This window comes from Lysobacterales bacterium (assembly GCA_016721845.1).
Taxonomy (GTDB): domain Bacteria; phylum Pseudomonadota; class Gammaproteobacteria; order Xanthomonadales; family Ahniellaceae; genus JADKHK01.
The window spans coordinates 2,122,265-2,138,366 of the sequence record JADKHK010000013.1 but is presented as its reverse complement, the minus strand read 5'-3'; the positions used below and the strand labels follow the sequence as shown (position 1 = coordinate 2,138,366).

Below are 16,102 nucleotides of genomic sequence, written 5' to 3'. Positions count from 1 at the left end.
TTTGCGCTAAATCGGCGCTTGAAACGGGCGTTCGATGCGTATGGACGTGGTGCCGGCGGTTTCGCCGGAATCCGGCATTTCTTGATACGCTCCCCAAGTTCGACTTGAACACCATCACACTTTCGGGAGATTCCATGTTGATTCGACGCCTGTTTACCGGCGGGGCCTTGCTTGGCCTCGCATCCGTGGTTTCCGCAGCCAGCTTTTCCGGCAGCAGCGTGGTCAATGCCGTGCCGGCAGGGCAGCGCGCGCTGGGCGGCTGCGGCACGACGACGCTGACGCAGTCGACCTCGCAGTCGATCGTGGCCGGGAGCATTTCCTGCAACGCCACCGGTCTGCACACCAACAACAGCTATTTCCGTGCGTTTTCGCTCGGCGCGTTTCCCAACGGCTTCGATGTCTGCGCACTGCAGTTTGGTGTTGAACAGGCCAATGCCGGCGATCCGGCGACGACGCAGCCGGTCACGGTGAACATCTACGCCAACACCGGCGGTACGTTTCCGGCCGGAACCCGCGTGCTGGTCGGAACGGCGGCGGTGTCGGTCGCTGATCAGACCCTGACGATCCTGGAAGCGCCGGTGACGGCGGCAGTGCCTGCCGGCGCCGAGCTGGTCGCCGAAGTCTTTTCTCCGAGCGGGCAAACTGCCGGCCATTCGTTCTTCATCGGCTCCAACAACGGTGGGCAGAGTGCTCCCGGATACATTCAGGCGTCGGATTGCGGTATTGCCGCGCCGACCAGTCTGGCCACCGTCGGCTTCCCGAACATGCACATCGTGATGAATGTGCTGGGCACGCCGACGGTGGCCGGTTCCGGCAACCTGACCATCACGCCGACCGCGATCAATTTCGGCAACCAGAATGTCGGAACCACGAGTGCGGCGCAGACCGTCACCTTGGGCAATGACGGCACCGTGTCCCTGGATGTCACCGCGCTGACGGCGGCTTCGGGCTCGTTCGCGCGCAGCGGCGGTACCTGCAGCGGCTCCTTGCCGATCACGCTGGCCGCGGGCGCCAATTGCACCCTCGACTACACCTTCACGCCGGCCGCCACCGGTGCGGCGAACCAGTCCTTGACCGTCACCGCGAACACGACGGGCAGCGGCTCGATCGCGCTCAGCGGCAACGGCACCCAGGGCAACCTGACGATCTCGCCGGCAGTGATCGACTTCGGCAGCGTCCTCGTCGGTTCGACCAGCGCAGCGCAGGCCGTGACCTTGTCCAACACCGGTACCGGATCGCTGGACGTCACTGCGTTGACGGCGGCGGCCGCACCGTTTGCCCGCAGCGGCGGGACCTGCTCGGCTTCGACCCCGTTCGCTCTGGCAGCGGGCGCCAGCTGCACCCTGCTGTACACCTATGCGCCGACCAGCGGCCCCGGGTCGAGCCAGTTCATGACGGTCACCACGAATGCCGTTGGCGGCACGTTCTCGCTCACGGGTACGGCGCTCGCGCCTTCGGTGCCGGTGCCGGCGTTGTCCGTGCTGGGCCTTGGCCTGCTGGTCCTGTTGCTGGCCGGTGTCGCCCTCTGGTCGCGCCGATTCGCCTGATCGGTTGATGCTGTCGGGCGCGGAAGTCGACACTCCGCGCCCGGCATGTCCATGCATGCGTCGGGTTTGCTAACGTCCGGGTGAGATTCCGGAGCCTGCATGAGTACGCCGAACCAGTTCGCATTGCTGAAAGAACGCCGCTTCCTGCCGTTCTTCCTGACCCAGGCGTTGGGGGCATTCAACGACAACGTGTTCAAGCAGGCGCTGATCGTGCTCATCACCTACGTGATGGCCGGACTCAGCGATGCCGAGGAACACACGCTCACCAATCTCGCGGCAGCGCTGTTCATCCTGCCGTTCTTCCTGTTCTCGGCCACGGCCGGGCAGTTGTCCGACAAGTTCGACAAGGCCCGGCTGGCGCAGGCGGTGAAGCTGCTGGAAATCGCGATCATGGTGGTCGCAGCGGTCGGCTTCACCCAGGGCAATATTCCGCTGCTGCTGACCTTGCTGTTCATGATGGGCCTGCATTCGACCCTGTTCGGACCGCTCAAGTACGGCATCCTGCCGCAGGTGCTCGACGACAAGGAACTGGTCGGTGGCAATGGCCTGATCGAGATGGCCACCTTCCTCGCCATCCTGCTCGGCACACTGCTCGGCACCGGGCTGATCCAGATTCCCGGGATCGGACCGTATTGGGTATCCGGGGTCGCGATCGGGTTGGCCCTGCTCGGGCTGGCGTCCGCCTGGGCGATGCCGGCAGTGGCGCCGGTCGATCCGGGACTGAAGATCAACTGGAACATCCCGCAGGAAACCTGGCGCACGCTGAAACTGCTGGGCGAGAACCGCACCGTGTTCCTGTCCTGTCTGGGCATTTCCTGGTTCTGGTTCTTCGGCGCGATGTATTTCACGCAGCTGCCGACCTTTGCCAAGCAGGTGCTGGGTGGCGCACCCGGCGTCTACACGATGCTGCTGGCGCTGTTCTCGATCGGCATCGGCCTCGGTTCGATGCTGTGCGAGCGCTTGTCCGGGCACAAGGTCGAGATCGGTCTGGTGCCATTCGGCGCGATCGGCATGACCCTGTTCGGGGCCGACCTGTTTTTCGCCTGGCCGAATCCGGTCGGCGAGCAGAACCTCGCGATTCGCGCGTTCCTGGCCCAGCCGGGTGCGTGGCGCGTGCTGATCGACCTGGTCGGCATGGCCATCTTCAGCGGCTTCTTCATCGTGCCGCTGTTCGCGCTGGTGCAAAGCCGCTCCGACCCGAAACGGCGGTCGCGCATCATTGCAGCGAACAACATCCTCAACGCGTTGTTCATGGTCACGGCCGCGGTGGTCGCGGTGGTGCTGCTCAATGTCTTCAAGCTCTCGATCCCGCAATTGCTGCTCACGACGGCGGTCCTGAACGCGATCGTCGCGCTGTACATCTTTACCCTGGTGCCCGAATTCCTGATGCGCTTCCTGGTCTGGATCATCGTCAACACCCTGTACCGGTTGAAGGTGGAGGGGCTCGACAAGGTGCCGGACGAAGGCGCGTGCGTGGTCGTCGCCAACCACGTCAGTTTCGTCGACGCCTTGATCATCGGTGGCAGCGTGCGCCGGCCGATCCGTTTCGTGATGGACCACGGCATCTTCAGGATTCCGGTGCTGAGCTTTATTTTCCGCACCGCGAAAGCCATCCCGATCGCTTCGGCCAAGGTCGATCCGCAATTGCTGGAACGCGCCTATGCCGAAGTCGATCGCGCGCTCGCGGCGGGCGAGGTGGTCGGCATCTTTCCGGAGGGCGCGATCACGCGGACCGGCGAGATGTTGCCGTTCCGCCCGGGCATCGAACGCATTCTCGCCGCACGCCAGGTGCCGGTGGTGCCGATCGCGCTGCGCGGTCTTTGGGGTTCGCTGTTCTCGCGCAAGGACACCGCGCTCGGCCGCGCCCGCCTGCCGCGCCGTTTCTGGTCGCATATCGCGCTGGTCGTCGGCGACCCGGTCGCGCCCGCACAGGCCAGTGCCGCGGCACTGGAGGCCAGGGTGCGCGCGTTGCGCGGGGATTGGGCCTAAGCCAGGGTGTGGGTCAGGCGCGCGCGCACTTCGTCGACGATGGCCGGCAGTTCGCGCAGCGGCGGGCGTGGCCAGCCGCGGGCAGCCAGATCGTGCAGCAGGCCGCGTTCGCGCAGCGCGGCGTGGAAGCGCTGCAGCTTGCCCTTGAGCGGCTGCGTCAGCAAGGTGTGCACGGGTACGCCAACCGCGATGGCCTCCGAGATCATGTTCACCGAGTCCGGCGAGACGATGATGCGGTTGGCATAGGCCAGCAGGGCCGGGTAGGGATTCGGTCCATCGCGTTCGTCCAGCCAGACCATCGCGTCGAGTTTCAGCGCATGGCGGCGGATCAATTCGCGCAGCTTTGGTGGCGTGCGCCGTGACGCGCTGACGGCCAGGGTGCCGATGTCCGGGCGTTGTCCGGCCAGTTGGTCGAACAGGCGTTCGAGCCAATGCGCGTCGATGCTCTGGGCGCGGTTCGGGCCACCGATCAACACGCTGGTCCACGGCGTCGGCCGGCCGGCGAAATCGCGGAAGTTCTCGCGCGCCTGGGACAGCCAGCGCTCGTCGACCGGATGCAGGGCGCCGAGCGTGCGCAATACCTTCGGGCCGGCCAGGCCATCGTGTTCGGGCACCACCAGCAAGTCGAAATCGTCGAGCTTGCAGCGCGGATCGAGGATCTGCAGCGTGAACACATCGCGGCCGCGCGCCCGCTTGAGCGCACGCAAGGCCAGTGCGGCCTGGCGACCGCAGCCGATCGCGAGCAACGGACCCTCGGCGTCGCGCGCGTGGGTCGGCAGCGCGTGGAACGCCCGTTCCGGCAGGTACGGCGCCAGCCAGCGCGCCAGATGCGGGAATGCCACCTCGGCGTGATGCGCATCGGCGCGCAGGGCCTGCGCGAGCGCCGTCGCCTGGCGTCGATTGCCGGCGGTGTGGTCGCTCAGGGAGAGCACGGTGGCGAAACGGTGCGAAGTCATCCGTCCGAGCCTAGCCCGCCGCAGCCGCGCCGCAAAGCCTTGCAGGGCTGCAAGACGCGATTGCGTCGTGGTGCCTTGCACAAAAACCGGGCTGCCCCGACTCTGTGTCATCGCCACAGCACGGAGTCGACCATGAATCAGCCCTTGTCGCAGGATGCCTTGAACCAGATCTTCCTGGAGGCGCGCACCTTCGCCAGCAATCCGAATCCCTGGCAGGACCGCGCCGTGTCGGATGCCCAGCTCGAACAGATCTGGAACCTCGCGCGCATGGGCCCGACCGCGGCGAACTCGTCGCCGGCGCGGGTCGTGTTCGTGCGCACACCCGAGGCCAAGGCCCGGCTCAAGCCTGCGCTCGACGCCGGCAATGTCGACAAGACCATGTCGGCACCGGTGACCGCGATCATCGGTACTGATCTCGCGTTCTACGAGAAGCTGCCCTACCTGTTTCCGCATACCGATGCGCGCAGCTGGTTCGCCGGCAAGAGCGAGGCGGCACTGTTCCCGGGCGCGCTGCGCAACAGTTCGCTGCAGGGGGCCTATCTGATCATCGCGGCGCGCACACTCGGTCTCGACTGCGGTCCGATGGGTGGCTTCGATGCCGCCCAGGTCGACGCCGAGTTCTTCGCCGGCACTGCCATCAAGTCCAGTTTCCTGATCAACCTCGGCTATGGCCGTCGCGACACCCTGCATCCGCGCAGCCCGCGACTCGCCTTTGCCGATGCCTGCACGATCGTTTGACCCCACGCACCCCACACGGAGCCTCACCATGAAGAAGACCCTTGCCACCCTGATTGCCGCCGCCGTATTCGCTTCGGCCCCGCTCGCCGCCGCCGACCGCTACGACTTCGACAAGGCGCACACCAGCATCCTCTATTTCGTCGAGCACATGGGCCTGTCGGAAATGCAGGGCGAGTTCCGCGCCTTCGACGGCGAATTGCTGATCGACAATGCCGATATCAGCAAGTCCAGCGTCAACGTGTCGATCGATGCCGCCAGCATCGACATGGATGTCGACAAGCTCAACGAGCACCTCAAGACCAAGGACTTCTTCGATGCCACGAATCAGCCCAAGCTGACCTTCAAGAGCACCAAGGTCGAAGCCAAGGGCGACAATGGCCTGACCGTGACCGGCGACCTGACCCTGCTCGGCGTGACCAAGCCGGTCACGCTGGACGTGACCATGAAGAAGGTCGCTGCGCATCCGTTCGCGAAGCGCCCGGCCATCGGTTTCCATGCCGAAGGCACGATCAAGCGCAGCGATTTCGGCATGAATTACGGCATTCCGAACATCGGCGACGTGGTGAAGATCCGCATCGATAGCGAAACCATCCAGGCCGCACCGGCGGCCGCCGAAGCTGCAAAGTCGTAAATCCACCTGCGGCGCGATCCGAAGCGGTCGCGCCGTACCTGACGAGGAATCCATGATCACCCTGCGCAAGTCCCGCGACCGCGGCATCGCGAATTTCGGCTGGCTCGACAGTCGCCACACCTTTTCGTTCGGTCACTACTACGACCCGGCGCACATGGGGTTCGGTCCGTTGCGGGTGATCAACGAGGACCGCGTGGCACCGGGCGGCGGCTTCCCGACGCACGGCCACGCCAACATGGAAATCATCAGCGTCGTGCTCGGCGGGGCGCTGGAACATCGCGACAGCCTCGGTACCGGTTCGGTGATCCGACCCGGGGACGTGCAGCGCATGAGCGCCGGCAGCGGCATCCAGCACAGCGAGTTCAACGCCTCGAAAATGGAACCTGTGCATTTTCTGCAGATCTGGATCCAGCCCGACCAGCTGAACATCGCGCCCGGCTACGAGCAGAAGCATTTCGATGCCGATGCGCGGCGCGGGCGCCTGCGCCTGCTGGCCAGCGGCGATGGCCGTGACGGCGCGCTGACGATGCGTCAGAACGCGGATCTGTTCGGCAGCGTGCTGGCGGCGGGCGATGTGGTCGAACACGCGTTCGCGCCGAGCCGCCGCGGCTGGGTGCAGGTGGCGCGCGGCGAGGTCACGGTGAACGGCCAGCGCCTGTTCGCGGGTGACGGTGCCGCGATCGAAGGTGAAACCGGGCTGCGCATCGAAGCCGCGAACGACGCCGAGTTCCTGCTGTTCGATCTGCCCTGACCGGGTCGGTCAACCGGTCCGCCGTTCACGCGTTGTAGGCTCCCGACCGACCCGATGGGGGTCGGGATCGGGAGTCCTCCATGAATCTGACGTTGTCCACGCTGCTCGCCGCCGCCGTGTTCGTGACGGCCTCGCTGGTGCCGTCCGCGAGTCGCGCCGATGCCGAACGCCTGCTCGGCAGCACGCGCCTGACCAAGGTCGAGAACGACACCGACGTGATCCGCTTCCAGAAATGCCGGCGCGGCATCAACGCCGTGCAGTTGCGCATCGAACGCGGTCAGGTCGAAATCGAGAAGCTGTGGGTGCGCTACGCCAAGGGTGGCGTCGACTACTTGCCGGTCAAGGATCGCATCGGCCAGGGCAGTCATTCGCGCTGGATCGACCTGCGCGGTGGCGAACGTTGCGTCAGGGCCATTGGCCTCATCGGCGACACCGAACTGTCGCTGGACCAGGCCCGCGTCGAGGTCTGGGGTCGTTGAGTCCGGGACCCGGAGGCGCCACCATGCGCCTCCTTTCCCGACTCCGAACGGATGTGCACCCATGATTTTCTCCGCCCGGATGCGGCAATGCGTGCTGGTCGGCCTGGGTGTGGCGATGCTGGGTTCGCCCGTGAACGCAGGCACGCTGAGGGACGATGCCATCGCCTTCGTCAAGCTGGGTTATGGCGATCAGGTCCAGGCCGAGTTCCGTTCGCTGAATTTCCTGACGGACGAACTGGATACCGATACGGCGCAGGCCGTCGTCGCCCTCGTCGATCAATACAACGCTTACGATGGCGCCAAGGTTGCGGCCGCACTCGGACGCTTCAAGGGACGCATTGATCACTATCGGTTTGGCCGCGATCAGTCGCCGGTGCTGCTCATCGCGCTGCCGTACTGGACGAGCCAGCGCGAACACTCGCCCGATGGCGACCGCGGCGAACGCATCGACGCCAAGGCGCACGCGAAGATGGTCGACGAACTGCGCAAGGTCTTCGTCGACGAACTGCAGGCCGACGAGTTCAGTGTCGACCCGATCTTCGACCGCACCCTGCGCGTCTGGTGGGACTGAGGGCGGCGTACCGCTCGCGCGCGCTGCACCGCGCGCCTACAATGCGCGCCTGATCCCGAAGGTGCGCCCATGTCCGCGAACGCCACGAAACCCGCCAACACCGAACGCGTCTATCAGGTGAAGCGCGCCGACCTGCCGGTGTCCTGCCCGAGCCCGGACATGGCGTTGTGGAATTCGCATCCGCGCGTCTACCTGCCGCTCGAAGAGCAGAAGGAAGCGCGCTGCATGTATTGCGGCGCGGTCTACCAGTTGCTCGACTGATTCCGAGGCGCGACCGATGTCGCGGCCCCTGACCGTGGTGCAGTTGCTGCCGGCGCTGGAAGCCGGTGGCGTCGAGCGCGGCACGCTGGAAATCGCGCGGGCGCTGGTCGCCGACGGGCACCGCTCGGTGGTGATCTCGGCCGGGGGCCGGCTGGTCGAGCCGCTGGTCGCAGGTGGCAGTGAGCACATCGAACTCGACATCGGTCGCAAGTCGATCGCGAGTCTGTGGCTGGTGCCGAAGCTTCGGCGCCGATTCGTCGAGCTCGGCGCCGACATCGTGCATGCCCGCTCGCGGCTGCCCGCCTGGCTGACCCTGCTGGCCTGGCGCGGCATGGATCGCGCGACGCGACCGCGTTTCGTCACCACCATGCACGGACTGAATTCGGTGAATCTCTATTCCAGCGTCATGGCGCGCGGCGAGCGCGTGATTTGCGTGTCGCAGACAGTGCGCGAGCACATCCTCAAGCATTATCCGAAGACCGATCCGGCCCGTCTGCGCGTGATTCCGCGCGCGGTCGATCCGGTCGAGTTTCCGCATGGCCATCGTCCCGACGGCGATTGGCGCAAACGCTTCGTCGCCGAGCATCCTGGCCTGTCCGGGCCGGCGCCATGGCTGTGCCTGGCAGGACGCGGCACCCGCATGAAGGGCCAGGGACACGCGATCCGGCTGGTCGCCGACCTGCGCGAGTCCGGTGTCGAGACGCGGCTGATCCTGCTCGGCGTGCGCGAACCCGGTCGCGAGCACTATGTCGACGAATTGCGGAGCCAGGCGCAGCGCCAGGGGGTCGCCGACGCGGTGGTGATGACGTCGCCGCGGCGCGATGTGCGCGACGTGATGGCGGCGAGCGCGCTGGTCCTGCAGTTGTCGCCGAAACCGGAAGCCTTCGGTCGCACCGTGGTCGAGGCGCTGAACCTGGGGGTGCCGGTGCTGGGCTTCGACCTCGCCGGTGTCGGCGAGCAGTTGCGCGACCTGTTTCCGCAAGGTGCCGTGGTCGTGGGTGATCGCAATGCGCTGGCACAACGTGCGCGCGCGCTCATCAGCGGTGGCGAACGGCCCGCCGCATTCGATCGATATCGCCTGCAGCAGATGCAGGCCGCGACCCTCGCGGTCTATCGAGAATTGCAGGAAGCGCCGCGTCGATGAATCCCGGACGTCGTCAACTCGCTGCTGCGTTGTGCCTGTGGTCGGTGCTGTTCCTGCTGCCGTTCGGGCGCGCGTCGGAAATTCCCATTCTGATCGGCGCGCTGTATGCGCTCGCGGCTTGGGCGCGCGAGCCGCGTCGCATCCTCGCGCCGCGCTATCGGTTGGCCCTGCTCGCGGTCACCGCGTACTGGCTGCCCGAATTCGTCTCGGCGTTCGACAGCATCGCGCGCGACAAGAGCTGGATGGAGGTCGCGACCGACCTGCGCTACGTCCCGTTCGCGATGTTCACGGTCGACGCCCTCGCGACCACGCCGGTGCGCCGCCAGCTGGTCTGGTGGAGCGCCTTGCTGTTGGCGTTCTGGATCCTCGATGCCTTGCTGCAATCGACATTCGGCGTCGGTTTCGGCGGCGCACTCGAAACCGATCGCGTCAGCGGCATCTTCGGGGATGACAATCTCAAGCTCGGTCCGGTGCTGGCGGTGCTGTCGCCGTTGCCGGTGCTGGTCGCGCTCGATCGCTACGGTCGCCGGGTCGCCGCCCTCGTGTGGCTGCTCGCGGCGATCGCGGTGCTGCTGGCGGGTGCGCGCGGCGGCTGGATCAGTTTCGCGGTCGTGACGCTGGCCTTGCTCTGGCGTATCGCGCAGACACCGCGACGCTTCGCAATGGGCTTGCTCGTCGCCAGTCTCGTGGGTGCCGCGGCCGGCAGCGTGACCTATGCGCTGTCGGACCGCTTCGCGGCGCGCGTCGATCGCACGCTGGCCGTCTTCGACGGGACCCGCGCCGGTCTGGAGAACGCGCTCGCGTACCGCGCATCGATCTGGGAGACCGCGCTCGACATGAGTCTTGCGCATCCGTTCAACGGTGTCGGCGTGCGCGCCTTCCGCTACGACTACATCGCCCATGCCGCGGCGGACGACCAGTGGCTGGCGATGAACCCCGGACAAGGCGCGTTCCACGCGCACCAGTGGCTGCTCGAAGTCGCCTCGGAAACCGGCGCATTCGGACTGGCCTGCTGGATCGCATTGCTGGGCCTGTTGTGGCGACACTGGCGATGCTGGTCGCGCGAATGCCGCCACGCCGCCGCGCCGTACAGCATTGCCCTGCTGGCGATGCTGTTCCCGCTCAACACCCACTTCGCGTTCTATTCGAGCTTCTGGTCGAACCTCTATTTCTGGCTGCTGCTGGTCTGGATCGCGCATGCCGCACCGCCACGCGATGCGCGCCCATGAACCGACTGCCGCTGTCGGCCGTGGTCACCACCTTCGACAACGCCGCCACGCTCGAGGCCTGTCTCGCGTCGCTGGCGTTTGCCGATGAATTGCTCGTGCTCGATTCCGGCAGTGGCGATGGTTCGGTCGAGATCGCGCGACGGCACGGTGCGCGGGTGCTGGTCGAGGCGTTCAAGGGATATGGGCCGCAGAAGCAGAGTGCGATCGATCAGGCGGCGCATGACTGGGTCGTGTTGCTCGATGCCGATGAGGCATTGACGGCCGGCGCCGCCGAGATGGTCGAGGCGGCGTTGCATGAACCTTCGGCGACCGGATTCGAGCTGCCTCGTCGCGAGCGCATGTTCTGGCGCTGGCAGCATCCGTGGAGCAAGCACAACCATCATCTGCGCCTGTTCGACCGGCGCGTGCATCGCATGAATGCGCATGATCCGGTGCATGCGGCGCCGGATCGTCGCGTCGGGCGCGTGCAACGGCTCGACGCCATGTTCGTGCATGAGGGCGAGCCCGACATCCACAGCAAGGTGCAGCGCATCGATCGCTATTCCAGCGGTCTGGCCGAGGTCCTGGCGGCACGCCGTTCGCCCTGGCGTCTGAAGTTGCGGCTGCTGTTCTATCCACCCCTGGTATTGCTGAAACAGGGTGTGCTGAAACGCCAGTTCATGAACGGCTGGGCGGGCTGGATCGCCTCGGTCAGCCAGGCCTATTACGCGTTCCTGAAGGATGCGAAGGCGCTGGAAGTGCACGCGCAACGACGCAATGCCGGCTCACTCGCGCGGCGGCTCGCGCAGCAGGCGGATGGCGAGGAAGGCGATCCCGAGCGCGGCCGCGACCAGCACTGACCAAAGCGCCCAGGCACGATAGGGCGGTGCGGGCGGCGCCGGCTTCAGTGCCGATTTTCCGGTGCGTTCGCTGCGTGCGCCCAGCGTCGCGCGCGGCGGTGTCCAGCTGGCGCCGAACTGTGCGCGCAACTCGCGCATCAGCGGTTCGATCGGGAAGTCGGCGCGCTCGGCGCGTGCACTGCCGGCGACCAGCACGAGTTCCGCAGGCCCCTGAAACGCGATCAGGTACACGTCCGGCCGATAGCCGACGTCGACGATCGGCGTGCCGATGTCCGGCTCGACCGTGAGCCGCCAGCGCTGCGCGCGCGTGGTCGGGAAGGCAAGGCGATTGCGCACGAGGTTGGCATCGCCGACGGCGACATCGAATGCGGTGTCGCTGGCGAGTTGTCGCCACCATTCCTGTTCGCGCACCGACAGCGACACCGTGGCGAGCGCACCGCCGTCGCCGAGATCGATGCGCGCGGCGCTGACCGGCAACGCCGGCGGCAGGTGGAAGCGATAGGCGTGCTCGCTCGTGGCGTCGACGACCATTGCGGCGCGTCGGTATTGCCGGGTCTGGCCCGGCGGCGTGTCGTATTCGGCGAGGACGCCGATGATCTCGAGATCCGGCGGAATCGGCGCGACGCTGAGTCGCAACGCGTCGCCATCGAAGTCGGACAAGGCCAGGCGGGTCTCGCCGACACCGGTGGCCAGCGAATACGAATGCGCCATCACTTCGGCATGCACCGCACCTTGCCGGCGTGTGCCTTCGATACGCCAGTTCGCATCCGCGGGCAGTGCCGCGCGATGCCGCCAGCTCACGCGCAGCGCGCGCATCGTGGCTGCCTCGGGCACACGCGAGCGCAGGGCCAGGGACAATCGTTGCGGGCTCGGGAAGGCGACCGGTACATCGCGGCTCGAGGTCGGCTCGCGCGTCTCGGCGCCGATTTCCAGTGCGTACGGCGCGTCGCGCCAAGGCGTGTCGGGGGCCGCGGGCAAGGGCCCGAAACTGACGCTGCGGCCGTCGCGGGTGAACAGTGCCAGATCGCGGGCGTCGCTGCGGGCGATGGCGTCGTACAGCTCTGGCGTGAGCACCAGTTCGTGCACGTCGCCCTTGCCGATCGTCAGCGGGAACTGCCAGGCGTAGTCGTCTGGTGTCGCGGCGCCGGCAGTGTTCGCGACCAGCGCAAGCAGCAGGGCAGTGCGCTTCATGACGTCGCCTCCGCTTCCTCGCGCGGCATCGGCGCGAAGTAGCCCAGCGCGACGAACAGCACGCCGACCCCGAGCACCGAGACGATGCCGGACAAGGTGCCGAGGAAGCGCATGTCGATCAGCAGCAGCTTCAGCACGACGATGCCGAGCAAGACCGCACCGGCGATCCAGGCGCCGCGTACGAGCGCACGTGCACCGAAGCCCATTGCGGCGGCGCCGACAATCGTCCAGGTCCACGACAAGGCCGCATGTGCCTTCGGTCGCGCCAGCAGGTCGAGGCTCCAGGATTCATTGCCGAAGTGATGCACGCCGCGCAGCACGGCTGCCGACAGCACCCCGAACGCGAGCAGGGCGAGGACGACGCGGAAGGCGTCGGCGCCGCGGCCCAGTTCATGCGCGGCGAAGCGAACCAGCAGCAACAGCACGAAGACTTGGCTGAGTTCGAGCGGATTCAACAGCGGCAGGTAGTCGATCGGCGGCACCTGGCCGGGCAGGAAGCAGGCCGCGAACACGAAGCCCAGCGCAAGGATCACCAGCGGCCACATCGCGCGTTGGCGGTATTGCGGGAATTCGTCGCGCAGCGGCAAACCGAAGAGATCGCTGTAGGACAGCAGTGCGGCCAGCGCCAACCACCATGGCAGCGAGGTCAGCAGGAAGCGCCAGTCGCCGCCGAGTCCGGCCAGCAGGCCGCCCGGGATCTCCGGATACAGGCCGCTGCGCGCATACACCTCCAGCGACGCCAGCAAGGGCAGGCTGAGCCAGCCGATCATGTGTGCCCAGCCCAGGCCGCGCGGCCACGGATCGCGCAACGCGCGCAAGGTCGCGTACGCGCAGGCATAGGCCAACGGCCATGCCCAGAGGCCTGCGTGCGACAGCGGCGACTTCGCGTCATCGGCGGTCATCGGCACGAACAGCGGCAATGTGCACAGGAACAGGAAACCCGGCCACGACAGCGCGCGCAGCCCGCTGATCGCCCGCAACGACGCCGCGATGGCCGCGCTCATCGCGACGAACACCAGCACCGCATGCGATTCGTTCGGATGGTCGACGAGGCGATCGACTTCGAGTACGCCGCCGATGTACCAGGTGCCGAAACCATACGCGGCGAGCAAGCCGATCAGCGGATGGCTGGCATGCGCCAACGTGTATCGCCAGGCGCTGAACAACGCCGAGAGTGCGATGGCGAGTGCACCGAGCGTGCGCGGATTCATGACGGCCACGGCATCGGCGGCAGGCGCCGGCGTGTCGATCAGCGCGATCGCGGCGATGGCTTGCAGCGCGATGCCGGCCCAGCGCAGGCGGCGCTCGTTCTGGTGCAGTCCGATCCAGACCAGCATCGCGCCCTCGATCGCCCACAGCACGGTCGTGGTGCCGCTGGTGAAGGCGAGCGGGAACACCAGGGTGGTGAACACCAGTGCCAGGCCCGCATAGGCCGCACGCCAGCGCGCCAGGCGGCCATGCTTCCAGACGAACATCGCCAGCAGCACGTAGATCAGCGCCATCACCAGAGCGGTGAGCGCGAGCGCCGGGCGGTTGTCGTGCAGCATCGCGCTCTGCAGCGCGAAGCCGACCAGGGGCGTGCCGAACACCAGCGAGCCTTCGACGTGGTCGCGGCGCGAGGGGTCGAGGCCACGCAGCGTCGGCAGCAGCGGGATCGCGAGATAGAACACGAAGAAGGTGATCAGGAAGGGTTCGGTGGTCGCGAACTTGTCCGGCGCGTAGCTGAGCACGCCCCAGAACGTCGCGATGACGAAGGTGAACAGGAAGCCGATCGCATTCAATACGCGCCAGCCGCGCGCATACGAGATCGCAAGGATGGCGAGGTTGAGCACGACGTAGAACGAGAACAGCGCGACGTGATTGCCACTGCCGGTCGAGGCCAGGATCGGCGCCGCGAACCCGCCGACCACGCCGAACACGGCCAGGCCCAGGGCGTTCTGGCGGATCGCGAGCAGGGCGGTGCCGGTCACCAGCACGATCAGCATCGCGAAGGTCGCGGTGGCCGGCATCAAGTGGTACAGCCGGTAGGCAGCGAACACCACCATCATCAACACGCCGATGGCGCCGCCCTGCAGGTTCAGCGCGAAGATGCGCTTCTTCTCGCGCTGGCGCCAGCCCACGGCGAGTGCGCCGAGCGCCGCCGCAGCGATACCGACGAGACGCATCTCGATCGGGAAATCCAGCCAGCCCTCCTTGACCGCGAAGCGCAGCAGCGCGCCAACGCCGATGAACACGAGCGCGATGCCGACCTTCGCGATCCAGCTGCTCTCGAACAGCCACTTCGCCAGCGCCGATTGCTCGCTGGTCCTCGCGACGGCCGGCGCCGGTTCGCGCCGCGGCAGCGGTGGCGGCGGGCGGCGCGACGGCAGGTCCGCCGTGTGTTGCGCGACCGCTTCCGAAAGCGAGGCGACGCTTGGCTCAGGTCGCACCGGCATCGGTGGCGGCTGCGGCCGCGGCGCCGGCGCGAGGTCGGGTTCAGATGGCGCTTCGACCGCCGCGGCACGCGGGGCAGCGGGTTCGACGGCACGCGGGGCAACGGGCTCGATGGCACGTGCCGACTGAGCATGCCGTACGCGCGCTTCCAATTCGACGACGCGGGCACGCAATGACAGCAGCGCGCCAATCAAGGCGCCGATGGCCGCGCCGAGCACCGCACCCAGGGCCGCCTTGTCGATGGCGGCGAGCGTTGCGCCCAGGAACAGACCCAAGAATCCGAACAGCCAAGCCATGCGTATATTCCCCAGTGGTCGCCCGATTCTTGCCGAATCCTTCACGTCTGGCGACGGGCGCGACGCTGCGGTCGCGGATTCCGGCACCGGTAGTCGCGTTCAGTAGAGACCGGGCGCTCCGTCCGGGCGCGACTTGAAGCGCTTGTGGATCCACAGGTATTCGTCCGGCGCCTCGCGCACCATCTGCTCGATCAGTGCGTTGACGCGTGCGGTGTGTGCGGTGTCGTCCTCGCCATCGCGGTCGGCCAGTGGCGCGCCGATGCGCAGCACGTAGCCGCCGCGGCCATCGCGATGATGGAAAAACGGAATCACTGCCGCGCCCGTCAGTCGCGCCAGCTGGAAGGTCGCCGTGATGGTTGAGGCCGGCACGCCGAAGAACGGCGCAAATACGGTGTCCTTGCCGCGCATGTCCTGATCCGGCGCGTACCAGAGCAATCCCCCGGCCTTCACGTGTTTCACCGCGGCGCGCAGCTCCTCGCGTGCGAACATGGCTGCGGCGTAACGCAGCCGCCCGCGCTTGACCGCCCATTCGAAGGCCGGCGCACCGTGGCGGCGATACATGCCGGCCAGCGGGATGTGCTTGCAGAGCAGGCGGCCGCAGATCTCGAGCGTCAGGAAATGTCCGGACAGCAGCAGCACGCCGCGACCCTCGGCACGGACCCGTTCGATGTGTTCCAGTCCGTCGATCGTGTAGCGCAGGTGCTCGACCGAGCCCCACCACGCGCGGGCGAATTCGTAGGCGCCCTCGCCGAGCGAGCGGAAGCTCTGTTGCACGACGATCTCGCGCGCGGCGGCATCGAGTTCCGGGAAGCAGAGTTCGAGATTGCGTCGTGCGACCTTGCGGCGACCGCGCATCAGCACGCCCAGCAGGGCACCGAAGCCGCGTGCGCACGGCCGCGCCACGATCGCCGGCAGTCGCGCGACGCCGGCCGTCACGAGGATGCCGAGCCAGGCCGGCCAATGTTGCGGGGCGAGCAGGGTACGGGGAAAAGGCAGGGGATCGGACATCCGTCCATTCTATCGGGCCGCGCTCGCTCGCTATGCTTC

Annotated in this window: 15 protein-coding genes; 11 read left to right on the top strand and 4 right to left on the bottom strand. The window is 67.0% G+C overall.

Annotated features, from left to right (window positions below; genetic code table 11):
* Positions 1–134 precede the first annotated feature (134 nt).
* Positions 135–1,547: a choice-of-anchor D domain-containing protein gene (locus tag IPP28_17110; protein MBL0042718.1), complete on the top strand. Its 1,413-nt coding sequence runs from the start codon at positions 135–137 to the stop codon at positions 1,545–1,547.
* A 99-nt stretch (positions 1,548–1,646) separates the two neighbouring features.
* The gene (locus IPP28_17105) at positions 1,647–3,536 is read left to right on the top strand and encodes an MFS transporter (GenBank protein ID MBL0042717.1); all 1,890 of its coding nucleotides are present in this window, start codon (positions 1,647–1,649) and stop codon (positions 3,534–3,536) included.
* Here IPP28_17105 and IPP28_17100 read toward each other — a convergent pair.
* Positions 3,533–4,492 carry a mitochondrial fission ELM1 family protein gene (locus IPP28_17100; protein MBL0042716.1) on the bottom strand — a complete coding sequence of 320 codons (960 nt, stop codon included), beginning with the start codon at positions 4,490–4,492 and terminating at the stop codon, positions 3,533–3,535. The two genes, IPP28_17105 and IPP28_17100, sit on opposite strands and share 4 nt — an antisense overlap.
* Positions 4,493–4,624: 132 nt before the next feature.
* Here IPP28_17100 and IPP28_17095 point away from each other — a divergent pair, with 132 nt between their 5' ends.
* From IPP28_17095 to IPP28_17055, 9 genes are all read left to right on the top strand, one after another.
* On the top strand, positions 4,625–5,230 hold the full coding sequence (locus IPP28_17095) for a malonic semialdehyde reductase (GenBank protein MBL0042715.1): 606 nt from the start codon (positions 4,625–4,627) through the stop codon (positions 5,228–5,230).
* A gap of 28 nt (positions 5,231–5,258) precedes the next feature.
* Complete coding sequence (locus IPP28_17090) at positions 5,259–5,861, top strand: polyisoprenoid-binding protein (protein ID MBL0042714.1); 603 nt, start codon at positions 5,259–5,261, stop codon at positions 5,859–5,861.
* A 52-nt stretch (positions 5,862–5,913) separates the two neighbouring features.
* A complete protein-coding gene (locus IPP28_17085) occupies positions 5,914–6,612 on the top strand; it encodes a pirin family protein (GenBank protein MBL0042713.1) in 699 nt (232 codons plus the stop codon).
* A gap of 80 nt (positions 6,613–6,692) precedes the next feature.
* The gene (locus IPP28_17080; GenBank protein MBL0042712.1) at positions 6,693–7,091 is read left to right on the top strand and encodes a DUF2541 family protein; all 399 of its coding nucleotides are present in this window, start codon (positions 6,693–6,695) and stop codon (positions 7,089–7,091) included.
* A gap of 61 nt (positions 7,092–7,152) precedes the next feature.
* Complete coding sequence (locus IPP28_17075; protein ID MBL0042711.1) at positions 7,153–7,662, top strand: hypothetical protein; 510 nt, start codon at positions 7,153–7,155, stop codon at positions 7,660–7,662.
* A gap of 69 nt (positions 7,663–7,731) precedes the next feature.
* Complete coding sequence (locus tag IPP28_17070) at positions 7,732–7,923, top strand: zinc-finger domain-containing protein (protein ID MBL0042710.1); 192 nt, start codon at positions 7,732–7,734, stop codon at positions 7,921–7,923.
* A gap of 16 nt (positions 7,924–7,939) precedes the next feature.
* Entirely contained in the window at positions 7,940–9,067 is a 1,128-nt protein-coding gene (locus IPP28_17065; protein ID MBL0042709.1) for a glycosyltransferase, read from the top strand.
* Complete coding sequence (locus tag IPP28_17060; protein MBL0042708.1) at positions 9,064–10,296, top strand: O-antigen ligase family protein; 1,233 nt, start codon at positions 9,064–9,066, stop codon at positions 10,294–10,296. The genes IPP28_17065 and IPP28_17060 overlap by 4 nt, the downstream gene beginning before the upstream one ends.
* Positions 10,293–11,135: a glycosyltransferase family 2 protein gene (locus IPP28_17055; GenBank protein MBL0042707.1), complete on the top strand. Its 843-nt coding sequence runs from the start codon at positions 10,293–10,295 to the stop codon at positions 11,133–11,135. Before IPP28_17060 ends, IPP28_17055 begins: the two co-directional genes overlap by 4 nt.
* Here the strand turns inward: IPP28_17055 and IPP28_17050 are convergent.
* The 3 genes from IPP28_17050 to lpxL form a co-directional block, all read right to left on the bottom strand.
* Positions 11,061–12,326, bottom strand: a complete 1,266-nt coding sequence (locus IPP28_17050) for a DUF3999 family protein (GenBank protein MBL0042706.1) — start codon at positions 12,324–12,326, stop codon at positions 11,061–11,063. The genes IPP28_17055 and IPP28_17050 overlap by 75 nt on opposite strands.
* Positions 12,323–15,055: a DUF2339 domain-containing protein gene (locus IPP28_17045; protein MBL0042705.1), complete on the bottom strand. Its 2,733-nt coding sequence runs from the start codon at positions 15,053–15,055 to the stop codon at positions 12,323–12,325. The genes IPP28_17050 and IPP28_17045 overlap by 4 nt, the downstream gene beginning before the upstream one ends.
* A 99-nt stretch (positions 15,056–15,154) precedes the next feature.
* The gene (gene lpxL / locus IPP28_17040; protein ID MBL0042704.1) at positions 15,155–16,063 is read right to left on the bottom strand and encodes an LpxL/LpxP family Kdo(2)-lipid IV(A) lauroyl/palmitoleoyl acyltransferase; all 909 of its coding nucleotides are present in this window, start codon (positions 16,061–16,063) and stop codon (positions 15,155–15,157) included.
* Positions 16,064–16,102: the final 39 nt, after the last annotated feature.

Coding starts and splice junctions, on each gene's coding strand:
- IPP28_17110 (MBL0042718.1), top strand. CDS start 135: ATGTTGATTCGACGCCTGTTTACCGGCGGGGCCTTGCTTGGCCTCGCA.
- IPP28_17105 (MBL0042717.1), top strand. CDS start 1,647: ATGAGTACGCCGAACCAGTTCGCATTGCTGAAAGAACGCCGCTTCCTG.
- IPP28_17080 (MBL0042712.1), top strand. CDS start 6,693: ATGAATCTGACGTTGTCCACGCTGCTCGCCGCCGCCGTGTTCGTGACG.
- IPP28_17075 (MBL0042711.1), top strand. CDS start 7,153: ATGATTTTCTCCGCCCGGATGCGGCAATGCGTGCTGGTCGGCCTGGGT.
- IPP28_17055 (MBL0042707.1), top strand. CDS start 10,293: ATGAACCGACTGCCGCTGTCGGCCGTGGTCACCACCTTCGACAACGCC.
- IPP28_17060 (MBL0042708.1), top strand. CDS start 9,064: ATGAATCCCGGACGTCGTCAACTCGCTGCTGCGTTGTGCCTGTGGTCG.
- IPP28_17090 (MBL0042714.1), top strand. CDS start 5,259: ATGAAGAAGACCCTTGCCACCCTGATTGCCGCCGCCGTATTCGCTTCG.
- IPP28_17065 (MBL0042709.1), top strand. CDS start 7,940: ATGTCGCGGCCCCTGACCGTGGTGCAGTTGCTGCCGGCGCTGGAAGCC.
- IPP28_17100 (MBL0042716.1), bottom strand. CDS start 4,492: ATGACTTCGCACCGTTTCGCCACCGTGCTCTCCCTGAGCGACCACACC.
- lpxL (MBL0042704.1), bottom strand. CDS start 16,063: ATGTCCGATCCCCTGCCTTTTCCCCGTACCCTGCTCGCCCCGCAACAT.
- IPP28_17070 (MBL0042710.1), top strand. CDS start 7,732: ATGTCCGCGAACGCCACGAAACCCGCCAACACCGAACGCGTCTATCAG.
- IPP28_17050 (MBL0042706.1), bottom strand. CDS start 12,326: ATGAAGCGCACTGCCCTGCTGCTTGCGCTGGTCGCGAACACTGCCGGC.
- IPP28_17045 (MBL0042705.1), bottom strand. CDS start 15,055: ATGGCTTGGCTGTTCGGATTCTTGGGTCTGTTCCTGGGCGCAACGCTC.
- IPP28_17095 (MBL0042715.1), top strand. CDS start 4,625: ATGAATCAGCCCTTGTCGCAGGATGCCTTGAACCAGATCTTCCTGGAG.
- IPP28_17085 (MBL0042713.1), top strand. CDS start 5,914: ATGATCACCCTGCGCAAGTCCCGCGACCGCGGCATCGCGAATTTCGGC.